22 protein-coding genes are annotated in these 24,133 nt (G+C 65.6%); 7 read left to right on the top strand and 15 right to left on the bottom strand.

Annotated elements, in window-relative coordinates; all coding sequences use genetic code 11:
• Nucleotides 1–42 precede the first annotated feature (42 nt).
• From DOM41_RS05130 to DOM41_RS05120, 3 genes are read left to right on the top strand one after another with little or no spacing between them, the layout of a single operon-like run.
• Nucleotides 43–783, top strand: coding sequence for a DUF484 family protein (locus tag DOM41_RS05130; RefSeq protein ID WP_110685763.1), 741 nt, complete (start codon nt 43–45; stop codon nt 781–783).
• The gene (locus DOM41_RS05125; RefSeq protein WP_110685762.1) at nt 767–1,666 is read left to right on the top strand and encodes a tyrosine recombinase XerC; all 900 of its coding nucleotides are present in this window, start codon (nt 767–769) and stop codon (nt 1,664–1,666) included. The genes DOM41_RS05130 and DOM41_RS05125 overlap by 17 nt, the downstream gene beginning before the upstream one ends.
• A 5-nt stretch (nt 1,667–1,671) precedes the next feature.
• Nucleotides 1,672–2,406, top strand: coding sequence for an HAD family hydrolase (locus DOM41_RS05120; protein WP_110685761.1), 735 nt, complete (start codon nt 1,672–1,674; stop codon nt 2,404–2,406).
• A 48-nt stretch (nt 2,407–2,454) separates the two neighbouring features.
• Here the strand turns inward: DOM41_RS05120 and yihA are convergent, their stop codons facing one another.
• Nucleotides 2,455–3,078, bottom strand: coding sequence for a ribosome biogenesis GTP-binding protein YihA/YsxC (gene yihA / locus DOM41_RS05115; RefSeq protein ID WP_110685760.1), 624 nt, complete (start codon nt 3,076–3,078; stop codon nt 2,455–2,457).
• Nucleotides 3,079–3,438: 360 nt separating this feature from the next.
• Here yihA and DOM41_RS05110 point away from each other — a divergent pair, with 360 nt between their 5' ends.
• Nucleotides 3,439–4,077: a thiol:disulfide interchange protein DsbA/DsbL gene (locus DOM41_RS05110; protein WP_110685759.1), complete on the top strand. Its 639-nt coding sequence runs from the start codon at nt 3,439–3,441 to the stop codon at nt 4,075–4,077.
• 4 nt (nt 4,078–4,081) lie between these two features.
• Complete coding sequence (locus DOM41_RS05105; protein WP_110685758.1) at nt 4,082–4,909, top strand: endonuclease/exonuclease/phosphatase family protein; 828 nt, start codon at nt 4,082–4,084, stop codon at nt 4,907–4,909.
• A gap of 168 nt (nt 4,910–5,077) precedes the next feature.
• Here the strand turns inward: DOM41_RS05105 and nuoN are convergent, their stop codons facing one another.
• The 13 genes from nuoN to ndhC form a co-directional block, all read right to left on the bottom strand.
• Nucleotides 5,078–6,523 carry an NADH-quinone oxidoreductase subunit NuoN gene (gene nuoN, locus DOM41_RS05100; protein ID WP_245391745.1) on the bottom strand — a complete coding sequence of 482 codons (1,446 nt, stop codon included), beginning with the start codon at nt 6,521–6,523 and terminating at the stop codon, nt 5,078–5,080.
• Nucleotides 6,520–8,046: an NADH-quinone oxidoreductase subunit M gene (gene nuoM, locus DOM41_RS05095; protein WP_110685757.1), complete on the bottom strand. Its 1,527-nt coding sequence runs from the start codon at nt 8,044–8,046 to the stop codon at nt 6,520–6,522. Before nuoM ends, nuoN begins: the two co-directional genes overlap by 4 nt.
• 98 nt (nt 8,047–8,144) lie before the next feature.
• Nucleotides 8,145–10,010 carry an NADH-quinone oxidoreductase subunit L gene (nuoL, locus tag DOM41_RS05090; RefSeq protein WP_110685756.1) on the bottom strand — a complete coding sequence of 622 codons (1,866 nt, stop codon included), beginning with the start codon at nt 10,008–10,010 and terminating at the stop codon, nt 8,145–8,147.
• Nucleotides 10,007–10,315, bottom strand: coding sequence for an NADH-quinone oxidoreductase subunit NuoK (gene nuoK, locus DOM41_RS05085; protein WP_110685755.1), 309 nt, complete (start codon nt 10,313–10,315; stop codon nt 10,007–10,009). Before nuoK ends, nuoL begins: the two co-directional genes overlap by 4 nt.
• Nucleotides 10,312–10,944, bottom strand: a complete 633-nt coding sequence (gene nuoJ, locus DOM41_RS05080) for an NADH-quinone oxidoreductase subunit J (protein ID WP_110685754.1) — start codon at nt 10,942–10,944, stop codon at nt 10,312–10,314. Before nuoJ ends, nuoK begins: the two co-directional genes overlap by 4 nt.
• A 62-nt stretch (nt 10,945–11,006) precedes the next feature.
• A complete protein-coding gene (gene nuoI, locus DOM41_RS05075) occupies nt 11,007–11,555 on the bottom strand; it encodes an NADH-quinone oxidoreductase subunit NuoI (RefSeq protein ID WP_110685753.1) in 549 nt (182 codons plus the stop codon).
• A gap of 13 nt (nt 11,556–11,568) precedes the next feature.
• A complete protein-coding gene (nuoH, locus tag DOM41_RS05070) occupies nt 11,569–12,552 on the bottom strand; it encodes an NADH-quinone oxidoreductase subunit NuoH (RefSeq protein ID WP_110685752.1) in 984 nt (327 codons plus the stop codon).
• Nucleotides 12,549–15,326, bottom strand: a complete 2,778-nt coding sequence (gene nuoG / locus DOM41_RS05065) for an NADH-quinone oxidoreductase subunit NuoG (RefSeq protein WP_110685751.1) — start codon at nt 15,324–15,326, stop codon at nt 12,549–12,551. Before nuoG ends, nuoH begins: the two co-directional genes overlap by 4 nt.
• Nucleotides 15,327–15,345: 19 nt before the next feature.
• Complete coding sequence (nuoF, locus tag DOM41_RS05060) at nt 15,346–16,686, bottom strand: NADH-quinone oxidoreductase subunit NuoF (protein ID WP_110685750.1); 1,341 nt, start codon at nt 16,684–16,686, stop codon at nt 15,346–15,348.
• Between the two features lie 55 nt (nt 16,687–16,741).
• The gene (gene nuoE, locus DOM41_RS05055; RefSeq protein ID WP_110685749.1) at nt 16,742–17,254 is read right to left on the bottom strand and encodes an NADH-quinone oxidoreductase subunit NuoE; all 513 of its coding nucleotides are present in this window, start codon (nt 17,252–17,254) and stop codon (nt 16,742–16,744) included.
• A gap of 10 nt (nt 17,255–17,264) precedes the next feature.
• The gene (nuoC, locus tag DOM41_RS05050; RefSeq protein WP_110685748.1) at nt 17,265–19,040 is read right to left on the bottom strand and encodes an NADH-quinone oxidoreductase subunit C/D; all 1,776 of its coding nucleotides are present in this window, start codon (nt 19,038–19,040) and stop codon (nt 17,265–17,267) included.
• A gap of 72 nt (nt 19,041–19,112) precedes the next feature.
• On the bottom strand, nt 19,113–19,790 hold the full coding sequence (locus DOM41_RS05045; RefSeq protein ID WP_110685747.1) for a NuoB/complex I 20 kDa subunit family protein: 678 nt from the start codon (nt 19,788–19,790) through the stop codon (nt 19,113–19,115).
• A gap of 110 nt (nt 19,791–19,900) precedes the next feature.
• Nucleotides 19,901–20,356 carry an NADH-quinone oxidoreductase subunit A gene (gene ndhC, locus DOM41_RS05040; protein WP_110685746.1) on the bottom strand — a complete coding sequence of 152 codons (456 nt, stop codon included), beginning with the start codon at nt 20,354–20,356 and terminating at the stop codon, nt 19,901–19,903.
• A 245-nt stretch (nt 20,357–20,601) separates the two neighbouring features.
• Between ndhC and thiD the strand changes: the two genes are divergently transcribed.
• Together thiD and dctP are read left to right on the top strand one after the other, a co-directional pair.
• Nucleotides 20,602–21,444, top strand: a complete 843-nt coding sequence (thiD, locus tag DOM41_RS05035; protein WP_110685745.1) for a bifunctional hydroxymethylpyrimidine kinase/phosphomethylpyrimidine kinase — start codon at nt 20,602–20,604, stop codon at nt 21,442–21,444.
• Nucleotides 21,445–21,626: 182 nt separating this feature from the next.
• Nucleotides 21,627–22,664, top strand: coding sequence for a TRAP transporter substrate-binding protein DctP (gene dctP / locus DOM41_RS05030; RefSeq protein ID WP_110685744.1), 1,038 nt, complete (start codon nt 21,627–21,629; stop codon nt 22,662–22,664).
• Between the two features lie 150 nt (nt 22,665–22,814).
• On the opposite strand, the gene DOM41_RS05025 is transcribed toward dctP, so the two are convergent.
• A complete protein-coding gene (locus DOM41_RS05025; RefSeq protein WP_110685743.1) occupies nt 22,815–24,098 on the bottom strand; it encodes a TRAP transporter large permease in 1,284 nt (427 codons plus the stop codon).
• Between the last annotated feature and the right edge of the window lie 35 nt (nt 24,099–24,133).

Genomic DNA, 24,133 nt, shown 5'->3' with positions numbered 1-24,133 from the left:
CGCGTCTGCCACGTCATCAGGGAACTACAGGAGAACGATCGCATGTCAGGTGCACAGGCCCCCGAGCCGCGACAGACGCTCGACCCCGATCGAGTCGCCGAGTGGCTCGCTCAGCACACCGATTTCTTCGTCGGCCGCGAGGGTCTCCTCCAGCAGATGAAGGTGCCGCATCCGCACATTGGCGGCTCGGTCTCGCTGCTCGAACGCCTGGTCTTCGACCTGCGTCGACGCGCGGAAGACGCCGAGTGGCGGCTCGAGAACCTGCTGGAATCGGCGCGTCACAACGAGGCGCAGTATCGCCGCACCCGGGAGCTGGTTCTGGGACTGATCGAGGCGGAGGATGCCGATGCCCTGGCGCAGACGCTGTCGACCCAGCTCGCCGAGCGCTTTCGGACCCAGGCCCTGGGACTCTGGCTCGAGACATCGGCCGAGTGTCACGCCCGCCCCCGCGATGCCAATGCACTGCAACCGCCCCGCTTTGCGCTGACCGACGAGGCGCGTGCACCCTTGGAGGCGCTGCTCGACGGCCAGACCAGTCGCTGCACGACCCTCGACCGGGCCACCTGGGAGGTATTGCTGCCCCACTGCATCGCGCCGGAAAAGAATGGCTCCTGTGCGATTACCCGCCTGACCCAGGGCGAGTCACTCGGCTTTCTGGTGTTGGCGAGCCACGATCACGAGCACTTCCGGGCCACCCTCGACACGCTGTTCACCGAGTATCTCGGCGAGGTCGTGAGCCGTTTGCTGTCGCGCGCGGAGACGCCCGTTGCAGGCCGCGGTTGACGCCTTCCTGACGCGGCTGGCGCAGCGCGCCAGCCCCGCGACGGTGGATGCCTACCGTCGGGACATCGGACATCTCACCGCCTGGCTCGACGCCCAGGCGATCGAGAGCTGGACGGCACTGGACGTGGCCACGCTCCGTCGCTATCTCGCCAGCGAACGAACCCGCGGCATGGCCCCGCGAACGCTGGCACGACGCCGGGCGTCGCTGTCGCGCTTCGCCGACTTCCTGGTCAACCAGGGCGAGCTCAGCCATAACCCGGTCAAGCTGACCCAGGCGCCGCGCCAGCCGCGGCATCTGCCAAGCCCGGTAGACGTCGACCAGCTCAGCCACTTTCTCGACACCCCTCACGCTGCAGAACCGCTCGAGATGCGGGATCAGGCCATGCTCGAGCTCTTCTACTCGTGCGGGCTGCGTCTGGCCGAGCTCGCGGCACTCGATCTGGCGAGCCTCGATGCGCAGCACGTGCGGGTCGTCGGCAAGGGCGGCAAACCGCGCCAGGTGCCGCTGGGCCGCCGCGCCGCTGACGCGATCAAGACGTGGATGGGGAGCCGCAGCGGACTTGCCAAGCCAAACGAGACCGCGCTGTTCGTCGCGCAGCACGGCGGGCGGCTGGGCCACCGCGCGATCCAGTCGCGGCTTTCGGAGACCGCCAAACGCCGCGGCCTGCCGGAGCATCTGCATCCGCACCGCCTGCGACACTCCTTCGCCAGCCACCTGCTGGAGTCGAGCCAGGATCTGCGCGCGGTGCAGGAACTGCTGGGGCACGCCAACCTCTCGACGACCCAGATCTACACCCGACTGGACTGGCAGCAGCTTGCCGAGGTCTACGACAAAGCCCATCCCCGCGCGCGCCGCGGCCCCTCCTCCACCGACGAGAGCTAAGCCGAATGCCTCTGGACGCAATCACTTTCGATCTCGATGATACGCTGTGGCACAACGGCCCGGTGATGGCGCACGCCGAGCCCACCCACTACGAGTGGCTGGCCGAGCAGATCGACGCCCTGCCGGACGCTGTCGCCCAGCCGCTGAAAAGCCGCTTCCCGCTCGAGGAGTACCAGCGCATTCGGGCCTCGCTGATGCAGCGCTATCCGCTGAGCCGGGGCGATCACAGCTTCATCCGCGAGCGTGCGATGATCGAGCTTCTGCAGGCACACGGGCTCTCCGAGGCGTCGGCGACGCACTGGGCCGCCAAGGGCTTCGAGCAGTTCATGACGCTGCGCCACACACTGACCCCCTTTCCGGAGGTGGAGCCGATGTTCGAGGCGTGGGCACGGCGCTACCGGCTCGGCATCATCACCAATGGCAATGTCGACGTTCGCCGGCTCGCGCTCGATCACCACTTCGACGTGATCATTCTCGCCGGCGAGATGCATGCACCGAAGCCCGACGCCCGCCCCTTTCTCGATGCCGTCTTTCGCCTGGGTACAGTGCCGTATCGGACGCTGCATGTGGGGGACAATTGGGAGGAGGACGTGCTGGCGGCGCAGCGCCTGGGCATGCAGGCGGTCTGGATCGATGCCAAGAACGAGGGGGAGCGCGAGCTGCCCCCCAGAGTGACGCGGATCACTCACGTGCGGGAACTGCCAGGCGTCGTGGAGAGACTGGACCGCCAGATGGCCTGACAGGCTCGGGCGAGCGTCAACGCTCGCCCAGGCGTCAGGCGTCAGGCGTCAGGCGTCAGGCGCCATCCAGCGGTTCATCACCGCGTAGGCGTCGTCAACGCCCTGGCGCTTGAGCGACGAGAAGAGCTGCACACTGACCAGGTCTTCCCACTCGCCAAGCTGGCGTTTGACGCTGGCGAGCGAGGCCTTCGCCGGCCCCTGCTTGAGCTTGTCCGCCTTGGTCAGCAGGATGTGCACCGGCAGTTCGCGGGCATCCGCCATCTCCAGTAGCTGCACGTCGAAGTCGCTCAGGGGATGGCGCACGTCCATCAGCAGGATCAGCCCGGCGAGGGAGCGGCGCCGACGCAGGTAGTCGGCCAGATGAGACTGCCACTCCCGCTTCATCGCCTCCGGCACCTTGGCATAACCGTAGCCGGGCAGATCGATCAGGCGCCGGCTCTCGTCGTTCTCTATGCTGAAAGCGTTGATCAGCTGCGTACGCCCCGGGGTCTTGGAGGTCCGCGCCAGCGCCTTCTGCCGCGTGAGTGTATTGATCGCGCTCGACTTGCCGGCGTTGGAGCGCCCGGCAAAAGCGATTTCGACCCCTTCATCAGCGGGACACTGGGCGAGCGTCGGCGCACTGATCATGAATTGGGCCGTCTGGTAGTTGAGGCGTGCGGGGGTGTCGGTCATGGCCGGCTCGAAGTCCGTTTGGCGTTGGCGGCGCGCAGTGTAGCATGATCGCTGGCGACGCCAGATGGCGTGGACGACGACGCGGCGCGGGCTACGTTTTCCCCGGGCTTTCTGTCAGGCTGGCATGAGGCGAACTCATACCGCGCGCCCCGTCGCCGGGAACCTTTGCCGACTCGGGACGCTCCAACCGGTAGCGCTGGCCACGACGCGCCGGCTCGCGAAGGGCGTTGCGGATCGCCCTACAGGGATTGGCGGTCATCGCGATTGCCGCGCGCCGCAGGGCCGCGTCTGAGGGGCCTGCGAGGGTCGACAGCCGGCGCGGTGCCGACGTTTCATTTTCAAGCTCAGGAGCTGTAACGCATGATCAAGTCGTTTGTGGCGCTATTGGCCGGACTTACTCTCTCCGGCGCAGTCATGGCCGCGGCCCCGGTCGAGGGCGAGGATTATCAGGTCATCGAAGAGCCGATGGCCTCCGAGGTGCCGGCCGATCAGATCGAAGTCACCGAAGTGTTCTGGTACGGCTGCCCGCACTGCTATGCGCTGGAGAGCTCGCTCAATGACTGGGTGGCTGAACTCCCTGACGACGTCACATTCGACCGCATGGCCGCGCCGCTGGGCAGAGTCTGGGAGCAGCATGCCAAGGCGTTCTACGCCGCCGAGGCGCTGGGGATCGAGGAAGACCTGCGTCAGGACTTCTTTGACGCCATCCACAAGCAGGGACAGCGTCTCACCGAGGAGGACGACATCGCCGCCTTCTTCGCCAACTATGGCGTCACCGAGGACGAGGCGCGCAAGGCGCTCAACTCTTTTGGCGTGAAGAGCCAGCTCCAGCAGGCGAGCGCCAAGATGCGCGCCTACAAGCTGATGGGCGTTCCGGACCTGATCGTCGACAACCGCTACGTGGTGACGCCGGACTCCGCCGGCTCGCTCGAGAACATGACCCAGATCACCAGCGCGTTGATCGACAAGGTCCGCGAGGAACGCGCCGAGGCCGAGTGACGTCATGTCCCTAGCCGCCTCGACACCCGCCAGTGATGTCGCGCCGACATTGAAGCTGCTGACCTGCAACCTGCAGGTCGGCATTCACACGTCGGCATACCACCACTATCTGACGCGGAGCTGGCAGCACCTGCTGCCGCATCCCAAGCGCCGCTCGCGGCTCGACGTCATCGGCAGCGTGCTCGGCGACTTCGACGTCGTGGGGCTGCAGGAGGTCGACGGCGGCAGCTTTCGTTCCAACCACGTCAATCAGGTCGAATATCTCGCTCGGCGCTCCGACTTCAGTTTCCACTTCCAGCAGCTCAACCGCGATCTCGGGCGCGTCGCCCAGCACAGCAACGGGCTGTTGTCTCGCCTCACTCCAAGCCAGATCGATGAGCACCGGCTGCCCGGCATGCGCGGTCGCGGGGCGATTCACGCCCGCTACGGCGAAGGGCCGGAAGCGCTGCATCTGTTCGTCGCGCATCTGGCGTTGAGTCAACGCGGTCGCGCCCGGCAGCTCGACTATCTCGGCGAGATCATCCGGCCACTGCATAACGTCGTGGTCATGGGCGATCTCAACTGCACGCTGAGCCAGCTGCGCGCCCATCCACGCTTCTGCCAGGCGCTGGACCTCAACCCGCAGGATACGGTGGCAAGCTATCCGGCCTGGCGGCCGCGCCGAGCGCTGGACCATATCCTGCTCTCCGCCTCGCTCGCTGCCGAACCGCCCCGGGTGCTCGAGGCGATGTTCTCCGATCACCTGCCCGTGGCCGTCAACATCCGACTCCCCGCTGCCTGCCGTGTCAGCATCGGACTGGGTACGTCGCGAGCGGCGAATACCAGCCGTTAGCGTCGGCGCCGACGACCCGGCTGGGCGCTGACACTTACGGCTTGGCCACCACACGCTCTGCTTGTTTCGCCCGCCGCGACTCTCGGCAAGCCGGCCCATAACGCGAAAGCGCCTCCGAAGAAGCGCTTATCGCGGGCCGCCGCGGCCGTTCAGTGGCACCTGGGGTGACTAGGACGCGATCCAGCTCACCCAATTGATCATCGGCGTGGGATAGAGCCCCAGCACGATCACCAGCGTTGCCACGCCCAGCACCACCATGCCGCCGGCGCGCGCCGCCCAGTCGTAGGTGGCGTCGCGGTTCTGCATGCCCGGCTCGATCAGGAAGAGCGTCACCATCACCCTCAGGTAGTAGTAGAGCCCGATGGCGCTACCCAGGACGACGCCACCGACCAGCCACCAGCGATGCGCCTCCACCCCCACCGCGATGATGTAGAACTTGCCGATGAATCCCGCCGTGAACGGGATGCCCGCCAGCGACAGCAGCGATACCGTCATCACGGCGGTGAGATAGGGCCGACGCCAGAAGAGCCCGCGATAGTGGTGCAGCGGGCTGGCATCGGCGGTGCCGCCGGTCGCCGTATAGGGGCTGGAGACCAGCGTGACCACACCGAAGGCGCCGAGCGTGGTCACGACGTAGGTGACGAGATAGATGCCCACGGTCTCGGTGGCGAGCCCCTCGTTGACCACCAGCGCCACCAGCAGATAGCCGAAGTGGGCGATCGACGAATAGCCAAGCAGCCGCTTGAGATCGGTCTGCGTCAGCGCCAGCAGGTTGCCGACGAGCATGGTGATCAGGGCGATGAAGCCCAGCAGGTCGTGCCACCAGTTCTCATGGAAGGCCAGCGCCGACTGGAACAGCCGCAGCAGCACCAGAAAGACCGCCACCTTGCTCGCCGTGGCGAGAAAGGTCGTCGCCGGTCCCGGCCCGCCCTGGTAGACGTCCGGCGTCCACAGATGAAACGGCACGATGGAGAGCTTGAACGACAGCCCCACCAGCATCATGCCGGCGCCGGCGAGCAGCCAGGTGTCGTTGCCGTAGGTGGCCAGCGCGTCGCCGAGCGCCGCGAACTCGAGCGTACCGGTGACCGCATAGAGCAGCGCCATGCCGAAGAGCAGAAACGCCGTTGCCGCCGCCGAGAGCACCATGTACTTGATACCGCTCTCCAGCGCCCCGCGATCGCGAAAGGTGTAGGCCAACATGCCGAAGAGCGGCATCGAGAGCAGTTCGATACCAAAGAACAGCGTCGCCATGTGCCGCGCCGACACCAGCACCAACCCGCCGGCCGCCGCGCTCAGCAGCAGCAGATAGAACTCGTCCCGCGGGCCTTCGTAGCCTTCGAGATAGTGGTGGGCGAGGGTCACACAGGCGAGCGTGGAGACCAGTACCAGCACGCCGCCAAAGCGCGACAGATCGTCGACCACGAGCAGCGCGGTCACGTCGACGTCGCCCAGCGTCCAGCCGAACAGCAGCGCCAGCAGTGCCGCGTTGAGTCCCACCGCCGAGAGGATGGCGTTCAACGCGTGGTTTCGCCGCCAGGCGATGGAGAGCATCACACCGACCACGCTCAGACAGACGAGAATCAGCGGCGAGATCGCCAGCAGCGCGGGCATCATTGCACACCTCCGGTCATCGCCCCGGTCGGATGAAAGCTGTGTTGAACGACCTGCATGGCACCGGCCGTGGTCTCGAGCAGCGGCTGCGGAAAGAGGCCGAAGAAGATCACCAGCGCCACGACACTCAGCAGCAGCAGCGTCTCCCGCCGGTCCATGCCACCGAGTGAACGCTCCTCGGCCGGTGGGCCGAAGTAGACCCGCTGCATCAGAAAGAGCGAGTAGATCGCCGCCAGGATCAGCCCCACGCTGCCGATCACCACGATCCAGGGTGCGACGCCGAAGGCACCGAACATCACCATGAACTCGCCCACGAAGTTGGCCGTTCCCGGCAGGCCCAGCGAAGCGGCCACGAACACCAGCGCGAACCCGGGCAGGCCGTGAATCCGGCCCCAGAGTCCGCCCATCTGGCGCATGTCACGCGTATGCAGGCGCTCGTAGAGCTGCCCCGAGACGATGAAGAGTCCCGCCGCGGAGAAGGCATGCGCCACCATCAGCGCAACCACGCCCTGCAGGGCGAGCTCGGTGCCGGCATAGATACCGATCAGTACGAACCCCATGTGGGAAATACTGGTGTAGGCGATCAGGCGCTTCAGGTCCTGCTGGCCGCAGGCAAGGATGGCGCCGTAGAAGATACCGATCAGCCCGAGGGTCATCGCCACCGGCGCGAACGCCTGTGACGCCTCCGGAAACAGCGGCAGTGCAAAGCGCAGCATGCCGTAGGCCGCCGTCTTCAGCAGGATACCCGCCAGATCGACGCTGCCCGCCGTGGGTGCCTGGGCGTGGGCGTCCGGCAGCCAACCGTGCAGCGGCACCACCGGCAGCTTGACCGCGAAGGCGACGAAGAAGCCGAGCATCAGCCACCACGCCGTGGACGCCGACAGCGGTGTATCGAGCAGGTCAGCGTAGGCGAAGGTGTAAACGCCGGTGGCGTCATGGTGCGCAAAGACCAGCCCGAGGATCGCGATCAGCATCATCAGACCGCTGGCCTGGGTATAGATGAAGAACTTGGTCGCCGCGCCGATTCGCGAGCTTCCCTTCGAGCCGCTGTGCCCCCAGAGCGCGATGAGAAAGTACATCGGCACCAGCATCATTTCCCAGAACAGGAAGAACAGGAATAGGTCGATCGCCAGGAATACGCCGACCACGCCGCCCAGGATCCAGAGCAGATTGAGGTGAAAGAAGCCGACCCGAGTGACGATCTCTCGCCAGGAACAGACCACCGCCATCGCCCCGAGCAGTCCCGTGAGCGCGATCATGATCAGCGACAGGCCGTCCATCGCCAGGTGCAGCTGGATACCGAAGCGCGGAATCCAGTCGAGTCGCCACTCGTGAGTCCACGCAGTCGTGGCGCCCTCCGCCGGCAGGCGGAAGTCGGCACCTATCCACAGCGCGAGCACCAGCGCCAGTTCCAGCACCATGGTCGCCAGCGCGATCCAGCGCGGCGCGCGGTCGCCGAATCGCTCAGCCTGCCAGCACGCCAGGCCACCAATGAAAGGGATCAGTATCAGCCAGACCAGAGTCATGAATCAGCCTTCCGCGCGTGTGTGTGTTGCGATCCGGGTTCGGCGACGGCTGCCGCGGCGAACTCGTCACCACCTGTTGTTGTTGGAGCGCTCATCGCCTAACCCACCAGCACGAAGGCGAGAAGCAGCGTCGCCCCCAGCACCATCGAGAAGGCATAGTGCCTGAGCCGTCCGGTCTGCGTGCGCTTGAGCCCGCGGTGCGAGACGCCCGCCAGCCACGGAGCCAGATTGCAGAGCGTGTTGATCCAGTCACTGCGGTTGACCCGCACCAGCGCCTGATAGGGCCGGACGAGGAGACGATCGTAGAGCGCGTCGAATCCCCAGGCAGCGTTCCACAACGTCCATAGCTTCGCGCCTCGCGGATCGGCAACGGCGCGGCGCAGAAGTCCACGGCGCCGGCGGAAGAGCCAAAGCGCTCCTACCACGCCGCCCACCGCGACCAGCATGGCAACGATCTCGAGGACATGAGCGCCCGTTCCATCGCCATGGGGCCCGGCCGGCAGCACCTCCGCGAGCGGTGGCACCAGCTGCGCCCCCAGTGCAGTGGACATCACGATCAGCACGATCAGCGGCAGGCCGTGGGCGAATCCCTTGCCCTCGTGGGCCTCGCGGGCGTGGTCGCTCTTCGGCTGGCCGTGGAAGGTGCCGAGGATCAGCCGCACGGTGTAGATCGAGGTGAGCAGTGCCCCGACGAGGCCCGCCAGCATCAGTACCCAGTGGCCCGCGCCGAGTGCCGACACCAGAATCGCGTCCTTGCTGTAGAAGCCAGCGGTCACCAGCGGCAGCGCCGCCAGCGCCGCGCCACCGACGATAAAGCCGGCATAGGTGAGCGGCAGCTTGCGCCATAGCCCGCCGAGATGGCGCATGTCCTGCTCATGATGGGTACAGATGATCACCGAGCCGGCGGAGAGGAACAGCAGCGCCTTGAAGAAGGCGTGGGTCATCAGATGGAAGATGGCGGCGTCGTAGGCGCCCACGCCCAGCGCCAGGAACATGTAGCCGATCTGGCTCATGGTGGAGTAGGCGAGCACACGCTTGATGTCGGTCTGGGCGAGCGCCGCGAAGCCTGCCATCAGCAGCGTCAGCGCCCCGATGATCCCCACCAGCAGCTGAATGTCGGGTGCCAGCGCAAAGATGCCCTGGGTCCGCGCGATCAGATAGACCCCGGCGGTGACCATGGTCGCGGCATGAATCAGCGCCGACACCGGCGTCGGCCCCGCCATGGCATCGGCAAGCCAGGTCTGCAGGGGCAGCTGGGCGGACTTGCCCACCGCGCCGCCCAGCAACATCAATGCGGCGAGCTGAGCCATGAGGTCACCCTGGGCCCACGCCTCCGGCGCCCGAGCCAACAGCGTCTGGATGTTGAGCGAGCCGAGCTCGACGAAGAGCAGGAACATGCCGATGGCGAGGAAGACATCACCGGTCCGGGTCACCACGAACGCCTTGAATGCGGCCCAGCCGTTGGCAGAAGTGCGGTAGTAGTAGCCGATCAGCAGATAGCTGCAGAGCCCGACGCCCTCCCAGCCGAAGTAGAGCAGCAGCAGGTTGTCGCCGAGGACCAGCAGCACCATGCTGAAGACGAACAGGTTCATGAAGCAGAAAAAGCGCGTCACCCCCTCTTCGCCGCGCATGTACCAGGAGGCGAAGAGATGAATGAAAAAGCCGACCCCGGTGATTACACCGAGTAGCGTCAGCGACAGCCCGTCGAGCATCAGGCCGATGGTGGGGCGAAAATCCCCCACCGCGATCCACTGCCACAGCGTCAGCGTCTGCGCCGCTCGACCGTGATCATAGAAGTCGAGCCCGATGCCGAGCGTGCAGAGCGCGGCCAGTCCGATCGAGGCGACGCCGATGGCGCTGCTGGCCCACTCGGAGCGGCGGCCGAAGGAGAAAGCCAGGAGCAGCGCCCCCAGCAGCGGAAAGAAGAACGTGCCAATCAGCATGGCTTGGGTGGGTAGGTTCATCCGCGTAACCTGCTGGCCGCATCGATATCGAGCGTCTTGAAGCGCCGGTAGAGCTGCATCAGCAGCGCAAGGCCCACGCTGGCCTCCGCGGCGGCCAGCGTGATCACCATCAGAAACATGACCTGGCCGTCCGGCTGCTGCCAGTGGGTGCCACCGACGATGAACGCCAGTCCCGCCGCGTTCATCATGATCTCGAGACTCATCAGCACGAAAACCATGTTGCGCCGCGTCATCAATCCGACCAGCCCCAGGACGAAGAGGATCGCCGCGAGTATCAGGCCGTGTTCCATGGGCACGCCGTTCATGCGCTGCCTCCGCGTCCGGTGGGTTGTTCGGCGCCGTCGGTGAGCGGGGTCTCCTCGGGTACCGGGGCGGTGTTGCGCGACGCCGTGACCTCGGCTCGCTCGCGCTGGCGCTCGCGGGCGAGATCCGCTTCGCCCTGGGCGTCGCTGCGGCCCAGATGAGAGGCCGCGACCAGCGCTGCCAGCAGCAGCATCGCCGCGAGTTCCACGACCACCATGTAGGGCCCGAAAAGCGTGATCCCCACCATTTTTGCCGTCAGCGTCTCGCCGCTGATGATGCCGTCGAAATCCCCGCCCACCAGCGTGACCAGCATCACGAGCAGCAGCACGCCGGCGAGGACCGCCGGCCCCCTCCAGAGCGTCGGCGCGAGCCAGGCGCGCTCCTGCTCCACGGCGGACTCCCCGAGGTTCAACATCATCACCACGAAGACGAACAGCACCATGATGGCGCCGGCGTAGACGATGATCTCCAGCGCGCCGGCAAAGGGGGCACCGAGCGCGAAGAAGACCATCGCCACCCCGATCAACGACACGATCAGGTAGAGCAGCGCGTGTACCGGATGCGTGCTGGTGATCACGCGAAAGGTCGCCGCCACCGCAACCAGAGCGCTCAGATAAAACGCGACTTCCATGTTCGGCCTCCCAAAACGACGCGCCATCGCCCGGTCGCGACCCTCGCGTACAGATGAATGGATCAGGGCATCAAGGACTTGACGTTGATCGGCTCGGCTTCGTTCTGCGCCTCGCCCTTGTCCTTGCCGGCGATCGACAGCCCGGCCACCCGGTAGAAATTGGTGTTGTGATCCTTGCCCGGACCGTCGATCAGCAGATCCTGCTTCTCGTAGACCAGCTCCTGGCGTCGGTACTCACTCATCTCGAAGTCCGGCGTGAGCTGGATTGCCGAGGTCGGGCAAGCCTCCTCGCACATGCCACAGAAGATGCAGCGCGAGAAGTTGATGCGAAACCACTCCGGATACCAGCGACCGTCGTCGCGCTCGCCCTTCTGCAGTGAAATGCAGGCCACCGGACAGGCCACCGCGCAGAGGTTGCAAGCGACACAGCGCTCCTCGCCGTCCGGGTCGCGCGTGAGCACGATACGCCCGCGATAGCGCGGCGGCAGATAGACCGGCTCTTCCGGGTACTGCAGCGTCTCCCGCCGGCGCCAGGCGTGGCTGAACACCATCCACAGCGTGCGCAGCTGGGTGCCGGTCCCGAAGACCACTTTCTTGATCGTTGTCAGCATGGGCATCCCTTCCTCAGGCGGCCGGATCGATGAGCAGAATGACGGCCCCGGTCACCAGCAGGTTGATCAGTGTCAGCGGCAGACACACCTTCCAGCCGAAGCTCATCACCTTGTCGTAGCGCGGTCGCGGTAGCGCTGCCCGCAGCAGGACGAACAGCAGGACGAAAAATCCCGTCTTGAGCAGGAACCAGACGATCGGCGGCAGCAGCGGGCCGTGCCAGCCACCGAAAAACAGCGTCACCAGCAGTGCCGACACCAGCACGATGCCGACGTACTCGCCCACGAAGAACATTCCCCACTTCATGCCGGAGTACTCGACGTGATAGCCGTCGGCGAGTTCCTGCTCCGCCTCCGGCTGGTCGAACGGATGGCGGTGGGTCACGGCGATCGCCGCGACCACGAAAGTGCAGAAGCCGAAAAACTGGGGAATGACGTTCCAGAAGCCTTCCTGGGCGTTGACGATGTCGCGCATGTTGAACGACCCGGTCATGGCGACGATGCCCATCAGCGCCAGCCCCATGAAGACCTCGTAGGAGAGGGTCTGCGCCGAGGCGCGAAGCGCACCCAGCAGCGCGTACTTGTTGCTGCTCGCCCAGCCGGCGAAGAGCACCGCATAGACGTTGATGCCCGCCATGGCGAAGAAGAACAGGATGCCGATGTTGAGATCGGCGATGCCCCATCCCGGGGTGATCGGAATCACCATGAAGGAGAGCAGCAGGGAGGCCATGGCGATGCCGGGGGCGAGCACGAAGAAGGTGCGGTCGGCGAACGGCGGGATCCAGTCCTCCTTGAAGAAGATCTTGAGCATGTCCGCAACGATCTGGAACAGTCCCAGAGGGCCGACCCGATTGGGGCCGTGGCGATCCTGCCAGAGCGCCAGTAGCCGCCGCTCGAACATGCTCAAAAGCGCCCCGGCCAGCACCACCGCCAGCAGAATCACCACGGCCTGGAACATGGCGAATAGCGTTGCCTCGACCTGCGGTGTCCACCAGCTCATGGTTGGGCCTCCCCGGTCGCATTTGCCTCGCCGAGGCTGACGCGGCCCCAGCGTTCGCCGCCCACGGCTGTCGGTGCCGCCAGGCTCTCGGCGCTACCGCTCGAGACGCCCACCACCCCACGCGGCAGCCCGGCGCCAAACCGGGCAGGCAGCGTGAACGTCGCCCCGTCGAGACTTAACGCCACCGGGTCGTCGGCGACGATTCCCAGGCGCTCGGCGTCGTCGGCGTTGAGCGCGATCGTGGCGGGCGCCATGCGGGCCTGAATCGGCGCCGCGCGTCGCGACATCTCCTCACCGCCGAAGAGGCGCGGCAGCTCGACCACCTGCCACTCGCCCTCACGCGCGGTGAATGCGGCGGGGATCTCGCGGTAGTAGTCACCCGAGATCGCGGGGGCTTCAAAGAGGCGTATGCCAGGATCACCTGCGCGCAGGTGACCGCCAACCTCATCCTGAAACTTGTTCCACGCCTGCGGCGAGTTCCAACCCGGCGCCCACGCGAACGCCACTTCGCGGCGGGGCTCGCGGTAGCCGGAGTAGCCTTCCATCGAAAACGCGAACGGCGTGTCCACATCGACTGGCGCCCGCGGCTCGTTGACGTCCAGGTTGGCACGCATCGCGGTACGCCCGCTGTAGCGGTGCGGTTCGCGGGCGAGCTTGAGGCCGTGAATGCGGAAGAGAGCCGACGGTGCGTTCTGGGCGAGAGGGGCGAAGGACGGCGCCGAGTGGGCGACCGCTTCGGTGAGGTCATCGAGCAGCACGGTCTCCATTGGCTGACGCTCGAGCGTTGCCGCCAGCGCGTGGAGCCAGCGCCAGCTCTCGCGGATGCGCGTGTCGGGTCGCAGGTAGCTCGGGTCGAAGACCTGATAGAAGCGCTGCGCGCGGCCTTCGAGGCTGACCAGCGTCCCGTCGCTCTCGGCGAAGGTGCCCGCCGGCAGCGCGATATCGGCCCGCGCCCAGGTCGGGGTGCGCTGGTGATCCAGCACCACCACGCTACTCGCCTGCGCCAGCGCGCGGTCGATGCGCTCGGCGGGCAGGCGCACGTAGAGATCGTTTTCGAGGATCACCACGCCTTTCGCCTCGCCGCTTTCGAGGCGCTCCAGCGCCCAGTCCAGCGACTCGCCGCCGAGCAGCCCGAGACCCACGCTATTGGCCTCGCGACGGATCAGCGTCAGCGCCCCTTGCGCCTTCTGGCGACGATGCAGCGCGCGGGCAACGTTGCCGGCGGCTTCGAGAATCTGCATCGAGCCAAGCGACTCCCCGGCGATCACCAGCGGTCGCTCGGCGGCGAGCAGATCGTCGGCGATGCGTTGGGCGAGGGTTGCCGTGATCTCATCGAGCGCGTCCACCGCCGGCGCGGTAGGGTCGAGCGCGTGGGCGACGGCAAAACCGAGCCTGGCGATATCGTCCGGGGCGCCGCGAAGCGTCCCGGCGCTGATGGCGTCGAGCTTGCTCGCCTCCGGCGTCGCCAGATAGAGCGGGTAGCCGGCGTCCTGAGCGATGGTCTTGACGGCCTCGGCGTTCCAGCCCGGCACATCACGGGCCTCGCTCATCGCGACGCCCTTGGCACGAACGGCCTGACGCACGCTGAGCGCGACGCGGGCCGCGCTCTGCAGCAGGTCCTCGCCGAGCACGAGGATCGCGTCGCACTGCTCGATCTCGCGCAGGCTGGGCGTCGCGAGCCCCGTGTCGCGATTGAGCTGCTGCATGCGCAGAAGGCGGGCCCACTCACCGGCCTCGATGCCCGAGGAAAAATTGTCGACGCCTACCAGCTCGCGCAGCCGGTGGTTGCTCTCGAGGCTCGCCCGGGGTGAGCCGATACCGATGATGCCGCCGGCGTCACGCAGGCCGTCGGCCGCCAGATCCAGGGCGTCGTCGATCTCCAGCAGCGTTGCCGCCGCCTCGGTCGCCTGCGTTCTCTCATGGCGCTCGGGGCGGGTCGGCCGGTCGTCGCGATTGACGTAACCGTAGCCGAAGCGGCCACGATCGCAGAGGAAGTAGCCGTTGACGTCGCCGTTGTAGCGATTTTCGATGCGCCGGATGTCGCCGTAGCGCTCGCCGGGGCTGATGTTGCAGCCGCTGGCGCACTGGTGGCAGACGCTCGGCGCGAACTGCAGATCCCACTTGCGGGTGTAGTGATCGGAGTGAGTCTGGTCGGTAAAGACCCCGGTCGGGCAGACTTCCGTGAGATTGCCGGAGAACTCGCTTTCCAGGGTGCCATCCTGATGGCGGCCGAAATAGACGTTGTCGTGGGCACCGAATGCCCCGAGATCCTCGCCGCCGGCGTAGTCCTGATAGAAGCGGGTGCAGCGATAGCAGGTGATGCAGCGATTCATCTCATGGGCGATGAACGGCCCCAGATTCTGGTTGCGGTGCGTACGCTTGCGAAAGCGATAGCGCCGCCGGTCATGGCCGGTCATCACGGTCATGTCCTGGAGGTGACAGTGGCCGCCTTCCTCGCACACCGGGCAGTCATGCGGGTGATTGACCATCAACCACTCGATCACCGTCTGGCGGAAGGTCTTCGCCTCCTCGTCGTCGATGGAGATGTAGGCGTCGTCTTTCACCGGCGCCATGCAGGACATCACCAGCATGCCGCGCTCGTCGTCGGCATCCTTGTACTGTTTCACTGCGCACTGACGGCAGGCGCCGACGCTGCCCATCGCCGGGTGCCAGCAGAAATAGGGGATGTCGAGCCCGAGCGACAGGCAGGCATGGAGCAGGTTGTCGCTCTGCTCGACCTCGTAGTCCTGCCCGTCGACATGAATGGTCGCCATGAATTCGCTCTCCTCTCGCCTACACGCTGCCGACGGGAATCGGATCCGCGTGGGCCTTGCCCTGGGGGTGTGCCACGCCGCGCTCGAACTCGCCCCGGAAATAGTGAATCGCGGACGCCAGCGGCATCGCCGCTCCCGGTGCGTGGGCGCAGAAGGTCTTGCCGGGACCCAGATCGCTGGCCATCTGCTCGAGTAGCGCGATGTCTCCCGCTTCGCCCTCCCCGGCCTCGAGAGCGCGCAGCAGCTTGACGCTCCACGGCAACCCGTCGCGGCACGGCGTGCACCAGCCACAGGACTCGCGGGCGAAGAACTCCTCGAGATTGCGCGTCAGCGACACCATGCTCTGATTGTCGGCCACCACAGTGAGAAGCCCGGTGCCCATGCGGCTGCCGGTATTCCCGATAGTGTCGAAATCCAGTGCCAGATCGAGATGCTCCGGCAGCAGAAAGCCGGTGCTGCCACCGCCGGGTAGCCAGCTCTTCAAAGTGAGCCCGTCACGCATGCCGCCGGCGCGGTCGAGAATCTCGCGCCCGGTGGTGCCCATCGGCAGCTCCCACAGCCCGGGCTTGTTGACCTTGCCGGAGACACCGTAAAGCTTGGTGCCGCCGTCATCGCTGAGGTCGCCGGAGAGCGCCTGGAACCAGTCGGCGCCGTGGTTGACGATGCCCGGTACGTTGCAGAGGGTCTCCACGTTGTTGACCACGGTGGGGAGTCCCCAGGCGCCGGACTGCCCCGGAAACGGCGGCTTCGAGCGCGGATTGGCGCGCTTGCCCTCGAGCGAGTTGATCAGCGCCGTCTCTTCACCACAGATGTAGCGCCCGGCGCCGGTGTGCAGAGCGATGTCGAAATCCCAACCGCTGTCACGCACGTTGGCGCCGAGCCAGCCGTCAGCGCGAGCGTCGGCCAGCGCACGCTGGATGGCGGCGGCGGCGAGATGGTACTCGCCCCGCAGAAAGATGTAGCCCTGCTTCGACCGGTTGGCGAAGCCGGCGAGGATCATGCCTTCGATCAGCAGGTGCGGCTGCTGCTCCATCAGCAGACGATCCTTGAAGGTGCCCGGCTCCATCTCGTCGGCGTTGCAGACGACATAGCCCCGCGGCTTGTCCTCACCCTTGACCGTCAGGCTCCACTTCATGCCGGCGGAGAAGCCGGCACCGCCGCGCCCCCGCAGGTTGGCCGTCTTCACCTCTTCAGTGAGCGACTCGTAGGTGTGCTCGGTGAGCGCCTTGGTGACGGCCGCATAACCGCCCTTGTCACGATACTCGTCGAATAGCACCGGACTTTCGTCGTCGTGCAACCGCCAGGTCAGCGGATGGGTGTCGGCCTGACGTTCGCTCGCCGATTGCAGAATACGGCTCATGTCGCTCTCCCCTGCGTCGTGCGCTTCGAGGTCATGAGATTCGAGAATGGGAAGGTCATGCGTACCCCTCCAGCAGGCGCGGCACTTGATCCGGCGTCACCGGGCCGTGCAGATCCTCGCCGATCAGAATCGCCGGACCGCGGTCGCAGGCGCCGAGGCAGCAGACCGGTAGCAGGGTGAAGCGGCCGTCCGCCGTGGTCTGGCCCATGCCGATTCCCAGGTGCTCGCCGATGGCATCCCGCAGCGCTTCGTAATCGGTCAGAAAACAGGAGCTGCTGTCGCAGATCAGAATGACGTGGCGTCCCACCGGCTGGCGGAAGATCAGACTGTAAAAAGTCGCCACGCCCTCGACGTCGGCGACCTTGAGCCCGAGCGTCTCGGCGATGGCGGGAATCGCGCCATCCGGCACGTGGCCGTGGCGCCTCTGTACGATCTTCAACGCCTCGATGCTCGCCGCCTGCGGATAGGGGTAGTGCGAGCGCTCCTCGAGCATCGCCTCGCGGTCGGCCGGGTCGAGGACGAAGGCGTCGCTGGCGATGGTCGAGCTGCTGTCGACGGTCGGGTTCATGTCGTCATCCTCATCGGTCCACGTCGGCCATGACGAAATCGATACTCCCCAGGTGCGCGATCAAATCCGGCACGAAGCCGCCGCGCATCACCGCCGGAATCTGCTGCAGGTGTGGAAAGCTCGGCGTGCGGATGCGCGTGCGGTAGCTCATGGTGCTGCCGTCGCTGGTGAGGTAGTAGCTGTTGATGCCCTTGGTCGCCTCGATCATCTGGAAGGACTCGTTGGCCGGCAGTACCGGCCCCCACGAGACCTGCAGGAAGTGGGTGATCAACGTCTCGATGTGTTCGAGCATCTTCTCCCGCGGCGGCGGCGTGGTCAGCGGGTGGTCCGCCTTGTAGTCGCCGGCAGGCATGTGATCGATGCACTGCTGCAGGATGCGCACGCTCTGGCGCATCTCCTCGATGCGCATCATGCCGCGATCGAAGGCGTCGCCGTTGGCGGCGGTGGGCACCTCGAAGTCGAAGTTCTCGTAGCCGGAGTAGGGCCGCTGCTTGCGCAGGTCGAAGTCGAGCCCGGTGGCGCGCAGGTTCGGCCCGGTAACGCCCCAGTCGAGCGCCTCCCGGGTGTTGAAGGCGGCGACGTGCTTGGTGCGATCGCGCACGATGGCGTTGTCCATCATCGCCTTCTCGTATTCGGCGAGACGCTTGGGCATCCAGTCGACGAATCCCTTGACCAGCTTCTCCCAGCCGGTGGGGAGATCGTGGGCCGTGCCGCCGATGCGATACCACGCCGGATGCATGCGAAAGCCGGTGATCGCCTCGATCACTTCGTAGGCCTTCTGCCGATCGGTGAAGGTGAAGAACACCGGCGTCATCGCGCCGAGATCCTGTAGATAGGTGCCGAGGAACAGCAGGTGGCTGTTGATGCGGAACATCTCCGCCATCATCACCCGGATCGTTTTGGCCCGGTCGGTGACCGTGATGCCGGCGAGCTTCTCCACTGCCATCACGTAGGGCAGGTTGTTCATCACCCCGCCGGTATAGTCGATGCGATCGGTATAGGGGATGAAGCTGTGCCAGGACTGGCGCTCGGCCATCTTCTCGGCGCCGCGATGGTGATAGCCGATGTCCGGCACACAGTCGACGACCTCCTCGCCGTCGAGCTGCAATACGAGCCGGAAAGCACCGTGGGCCGAGGGGTGGTTGGGCCCCAGGTTCAGGAACATGAACTCGGTCTCTTCACCCTGGCGCTGCATGCCCCAGGCCTCAGGGTCGAAGCGCAGCGCCTCCTGCTCCACTTCCTGCCCCTTCACCGTCAGCGTGTAGGGATCGAACTCGGTGGCGCGGGCGGAGTAGTCCTTGCGCAGCGGGTGACCGGTCCAGGTCGGCGGCATCATGATGCGCGTCAGGTGCGGGTGGCCCGTGAAGTGGATACCGAAGAGGTCGAAGACTTCCCGCTCGTACCAGTTGGCATTGAGAAAGATGTCGTGAATCGAAGGCAGCGTCGGCTCGCGCTCGTCGAGGGCGACCTTGAGCATGATGTCGGCGTTTCGTTCGATCGACATCAGCTGATAGAAGACGGTGAAGTCCGCCGCCGGCAGGTGGCGCCGGTGGGTGCGCAGACGCTCGTCGACGGCACTCAGGTCGAACAGCATCGAGTAGGCGCCGTCGAGCGCCTTGAGCCAGCCGAGCACGTCGCGAAGGTGCTCACGGGCGATCCACAGCACCGGCATGCCGGTGAGCGTCGTCTGCGCCACGGCCACGCGTTCGCCGAAGTGGGCGATCAGCTGGGCAGCGACGTCGCGATCGCCCTTCGGCGCGGCGGCGGTGTCATCGGCTAGGGTCATGAATGGCGGTTCCCGGAAGAGGTATCGGTCGTCATCGCAGGCGACGATGGGCGGCGGTCACATGGCAACGGCCTAGATCCCATCGGGGGTGCGAAGCTCCTTCACGGCGATGCGCTCGTCGCGGTGCTTCTCGCGCTGCGACGGCATCTCCGCACGGTAGACGCCCTGATCTCCCACCACCCAGGAGAGCGGCCGACGCTCCTGCTGGATCGAGTCCTGCAATAATTGCAGCCCCTGAAGGAACGCTTCCGGACGTGGCGGACAACCGGGCACGTAGACGTCCACCGGCAGGAACTTGTCGACGCCCTGAACCACGGAATAGATGTCGTACATGCCGCCGGAATTGGCGCACGAGCCCATCGAGATCACCCACTTGGGCTCCAGCATCTGGTCGTAGAGCTGCTGGATGACCGGTGCCATCTTGATGAAGCAGGTACCGGCGATGACCATGAAGTCCGCCTGACGCGGGGAGGCGCGGATGACCTCGGCGCCGAAGCGAGCGACGTCGTGGGGCGCGGTGAACGCCGTGGTCATCTCCACATAACAGCAGGAGAGCCCAAAGTTGTAGGGCCATAGCGAGTGCTTGCGCCCCCAGTTCACCGCCGAGTTGAGCACGTCGTCGAGTTTGCCCATGAAAACGTTGCGATGGACCTGCTCGTCCATGGGGTCGTCGACGCGCTGGCGTTCTCCCAGGGGATAGCGTTCAGACGCGGAGTCGTCTCCCTCCGCACGGGTCAGGGTGTACTGCATGGGAAGCCTCACCAAACCAGATGAAAAATCGGTTGCGGAAGTTCCAGTACGTCACGGATGGACTCCCGTCGTAATGATCGAACGCTGCCGTGGCCCGCGGCCCCGGCGAATCAACGTACACCGGGTTTGGCGCCCGGCGTGCTGGCAAGCGCTCGCGCTGTCGGCGCGTCCACGCGACCCCGCTTGCGCGGCGCCCAGTCGAGGGCGCCGACGCGGGCGTCGTAGATCAGCCCTGCCAGTAGAATCAGGATGAAGACCGCTGCTACGGCAAAGCCGGGCCAGCCGACCTCGCGCACGGAGACGGCCCAGCCGAAGAGGTAAACGGCTTCGATATCGAAGATGACGAACAGCATCGCCACGAGATAGAACTTGACGGAAAAACGCTGTCGGGCGGAGCCGGCGCCGACGATGCCGGATTCGAAGGGGAGGGACTTGCTGGGCCCGGTGCTCCGCCCCCCAAGCAGGCTGGCGGCGCCGATCATGACGGTACACAGCAACACGACGGCCACCACGAAGAAGCCGGTGGCCCAGTAGCTGGCGATACCCTCGCTGACCTGATCGGACATGCGTTCCCTCGCAAGATGCTGAAAACGAACTTCGAACACGCGATGTAGTAAGTTTACGAGTCTACTCTCAAGGGGGAGGCCCTACAGTTTGACGATCGTCTTATTGCCCTGGGGCGATCGTTCTGTACAAACGTGCTGTCGTCCGTCGATTGGCCGACGGTGACGACAGGGCCGATCCCGCGCTGGGTTCCCCCGGCACCTTGTTTTAGGCTAGTCGCTCTATTCCTGCTTGCAACATCGAAACCATGCCAACCTTCGAACCGACGCTCTCCTCCGTCTCGGTGCCCAAGGCACTGACCATCGCCGGCTCCGACCCTTCCGGGGGCGCTGGGCTGCAGGCCGATATCAAGACCTTTTCTGCGCTTGGCGTCTACGCCACCAATGTCATTACCGCCGTCATCGCCCAGAGCACGCAGGGGGTGCGAGGGGTCGAGCCGGTGTCCGCCGGGATGATCGCGCTGCAGCTCGATCACCTGCTCGACGACGTGACCCTCGATGCCGTCAAGATCGGCATGGTGGCGAGCCGCGAGGTCGCCGAGACGATCCGCGACTGCCTCCTGCAGCGGCGGCCTCGCTGGATCGTGCTCGATCCGGTGATGGTGGCCAAGAGCGGCGACCGACTGGTGGACGACGCCGGGCTTCGCGCCGTGCGCGACATCCTCGTCCCGCTGGCGGACGTGATCACGCCCAACCTTCCGGAAGCCGCCGCGCTGCTCGACGCCCCGGTGCCGGACAGTCTTGCCGAGATGGAGAGGATGACGGCCCGACTCGCCGCGCTGGGCGCCCCTTATGGCCTGCTCAAGGGTGGCCATCTGCCGCTGGCGCGCTGTCCGGACCTGCTCTGGACGCCGGAAACCACGCGCTGGCTGGACGCTCCGCGCCTGGCGACTCAAAACCTCCACGGCGCCGGCTGCGCGCTCTCCTCCGCCATCGCGGCCAAGCTTTCCCACCTGGCGCCGGATGACACTCAGGTAGCGCCGGCGATCGTCGAGGCGAAACAGTGGCTCTACGCCGCGCTCGAGGCGAGCGAGCGTCTGGAGGTCGGGCGCGGCAAGGGGCCACCTCACCACTTTCACGCCTGGTGGTAACGCCATGACACGCCGATGCCCCGTCGCGGGGCATCGGCGTGAGGGCTAAATCCCCTTCGGCGGCATCGTGATACAGTGAAATTTCGCGGGATAGGCAAGCATCACCGTCGGGTCATGCCATTTGACAGACGTCGCTTCCTATCCTCTTCTGAATCGGGTGAACAACGACTAAAGGGATCCGTATGCAGACGCGTAACATTGCCACGAGTGTCATCGCACTCAGCCTGATGGGCGCCACTTCCACCGCGCTCGCCGATACCTGGCGCTTCGGTCTCGAAGAGACGGAAGGCAGCGTGCAGTACGAATACGCCATGGCGTTCAAGCAGCTCATCGAAGAGAAGAGCGACGGCGACACCACCGTCGAAGTGCTCCCCTACGGGGTCTGGGGATCGAGCTACTCGACGCTCTACGACGCCATTCAGAGCGGCGCCATTCCGCTCTCCTTCGGCTCGGGCTTTCTCGGCGGCACGGTGCCCGAGAGCCAGTTGATGAGCCTGAACTACGTCATGCCCAACGATCAGCGGGAGACGGCGGAGATTCTCAACTCCGACGCCTTCATGAAGAGTGACGCCTGGCAGCAGTCGTTCCGCGAACGTGATCTGGTGCCGCTGGCCGCCCTCCCCGAGGGCTATCAGGTGTGGACAGCCAACAAGGCGATCGAGACCCCGGAGGACATGGATGGTCTGCAGATCCGCGTGATGGATAACAGTCTGCTGCGCTCCACCTATCAGGCCTACGGCGCCGCGCCGATCACCATCGCCTACGGTGAGCTCTACAGCGCCCTGCAACAGGGTCAGGCCGAGGGCAACATCCAGCCGGTCTTCGCCCACGAGAACATGGGCTTCTACGAAGTTCAGGACTACATGATCTTCGCCGAGCAGTCGCAGTTCATCGCCAACCTGATCGCCAACGAGGAGTGGTACGACGGCCTCTCCGAGGACCAGCGGCAGATGCTCGACTCGACCATCGACGAGATGGTGGAGAAAGGTGACGAGATCCAGAGCGACCTCAACGAGGAACGCCTGACCACCATCGAGGATAACAGCGACATCAAGATCATCCGCCTCGACGAAGCGCAGCGCGGTCGCTTCCGCGATCTGGCGCGGCCCATCCGTGACGACTTCGTCAATCTGGTGGGCGAGCGTGGCGGCGAAGCGCTCGACATCGTGCTCGAGCAGGTCAATGCCAGCGCGGCCGATCACAGCGACGACGACTCCTGATCGCCGATCGACCGCTGGGATAGACGCCTAGCCAAAACCCGGAAGCGTAACGCTTCCGGGTTTTTTTGTGCCTAAGGTGGCCGCGTTTGCGCCGGGCATCGGCAAGCTCGCAACGGCGCTGCGAGCCTGCCGGACAACTCACTGACTGCCTCAGTCACCGCCGAGGGACGGCAGCAGCAGGGAGATCTGCGGGAAGAGAATCAGCACCAGGGTGGCCAGCAGCAGGATGAAGATGAACGGCGGCGTGCCCTTGATCACCTCGATATAGGGACGCCGGAAGACCGCAATGGCGGTGAAGATATCGCAGCCGAACGGGGGCGTGGCGGAACCGATCGCGGCCTGCAGCGTCACGATCACCCCGACATGCACCGGATCGAGCCCGGTGGACTGCACCAGCGGCTTGAAGATCGGCACCAGGATCAGGATCACCACGATGGGGTCGACGAACATGCAGCCGACGAAGAACGCCGCCGCGATCAGCAACAGCGCCAGGAACTGATTGTCGCCGATGGCCTCGATCAGCGGGCCGAGTATCTGGTCGGGCACGCCCGCCGTTCCCAGCGCCTGGGAGAACGCCGCGCCGATCGCGACCAGAATGAATACCACCGCGGTGATCATGCCGGTCGAGAGCGCAAGACTACCCAGATCGCGTATCGAGACCTGGCGATAGATGACCACCTCCAGCAGCAGCGCATAGGCGACGGCGACCGCCGACGCTTCGACGGCACTGAAAAAGCCGCCGTAGATACCGCCCACCACCAGAATCGGAAACCCGAGCGGCAGAATCACGCGCTTGAGTGCCTGTGCGCGCTCTTTCCAGGTCGCTTTCGGCTCCGGCTCGATCCCCTTGACCCGGGAGTCGATCCAGCAGTAGATCGCAAACATCACCAGAATCAGCACCCCGGGCAGGATGCCGGCGAGGAAAAGATCGCCGATGGAGGTCTGCATCGCCACGCCATAGATGATGAAACCGATGCTCGGCGGAATCAGCAGCGCGACGTCGCTGGCGTTGATGATCAGCGCCAGCGTGAAGGCATCGGAGTAGCCCTTCTTGAGCAGACGCGGACGCATCGGCCCGCCCATCGCCACCACCGTTGCCTGAGTCGATCCGGAGACGGCGCCGAACAGCGCACAGGAGGCTGCCGTCGTGATCGGCAGCCCGCCGCGCAGATGACGCGTGAAGGCATCGACCACGTCCAGCAGGCGGTTGGCGGTATGCCCCTTGGTCAGAATATCCGCGGCGAAGATGAACATCGGCACCGCCGCCAGCACCCAGCTTCCGACGCCGCTGATCATCCAGCTCACCGCCTGATCGGGTCCGAAGAAGGTCATGCCGGTAAACATCATGTAGAGCGTGCCGGCGGCCAGCGGCACCATCATGGGAAAGCCCAGCAGCAGCAGCACGAGCATGATCAGGCCAAGACCTAGCAGCATGAGAATCGTCCTTGTTGTCGTTGTCTTGCGAGAAG

The sequence above is a fragment of the Salinicola aestuarinus genome, from assembly GCF_003206645.1.
Taxonomy (GTDB): domain Bacteria; phylum Pseudomonadota; class Gammaproteobacteria; order Pseudomonadales; family Halomonadaceae; genus Salinicola; species Salinicola aestuarinus.
This window is presented reverse-complemented; position numbering and strand designations above follow the sequence as displayed.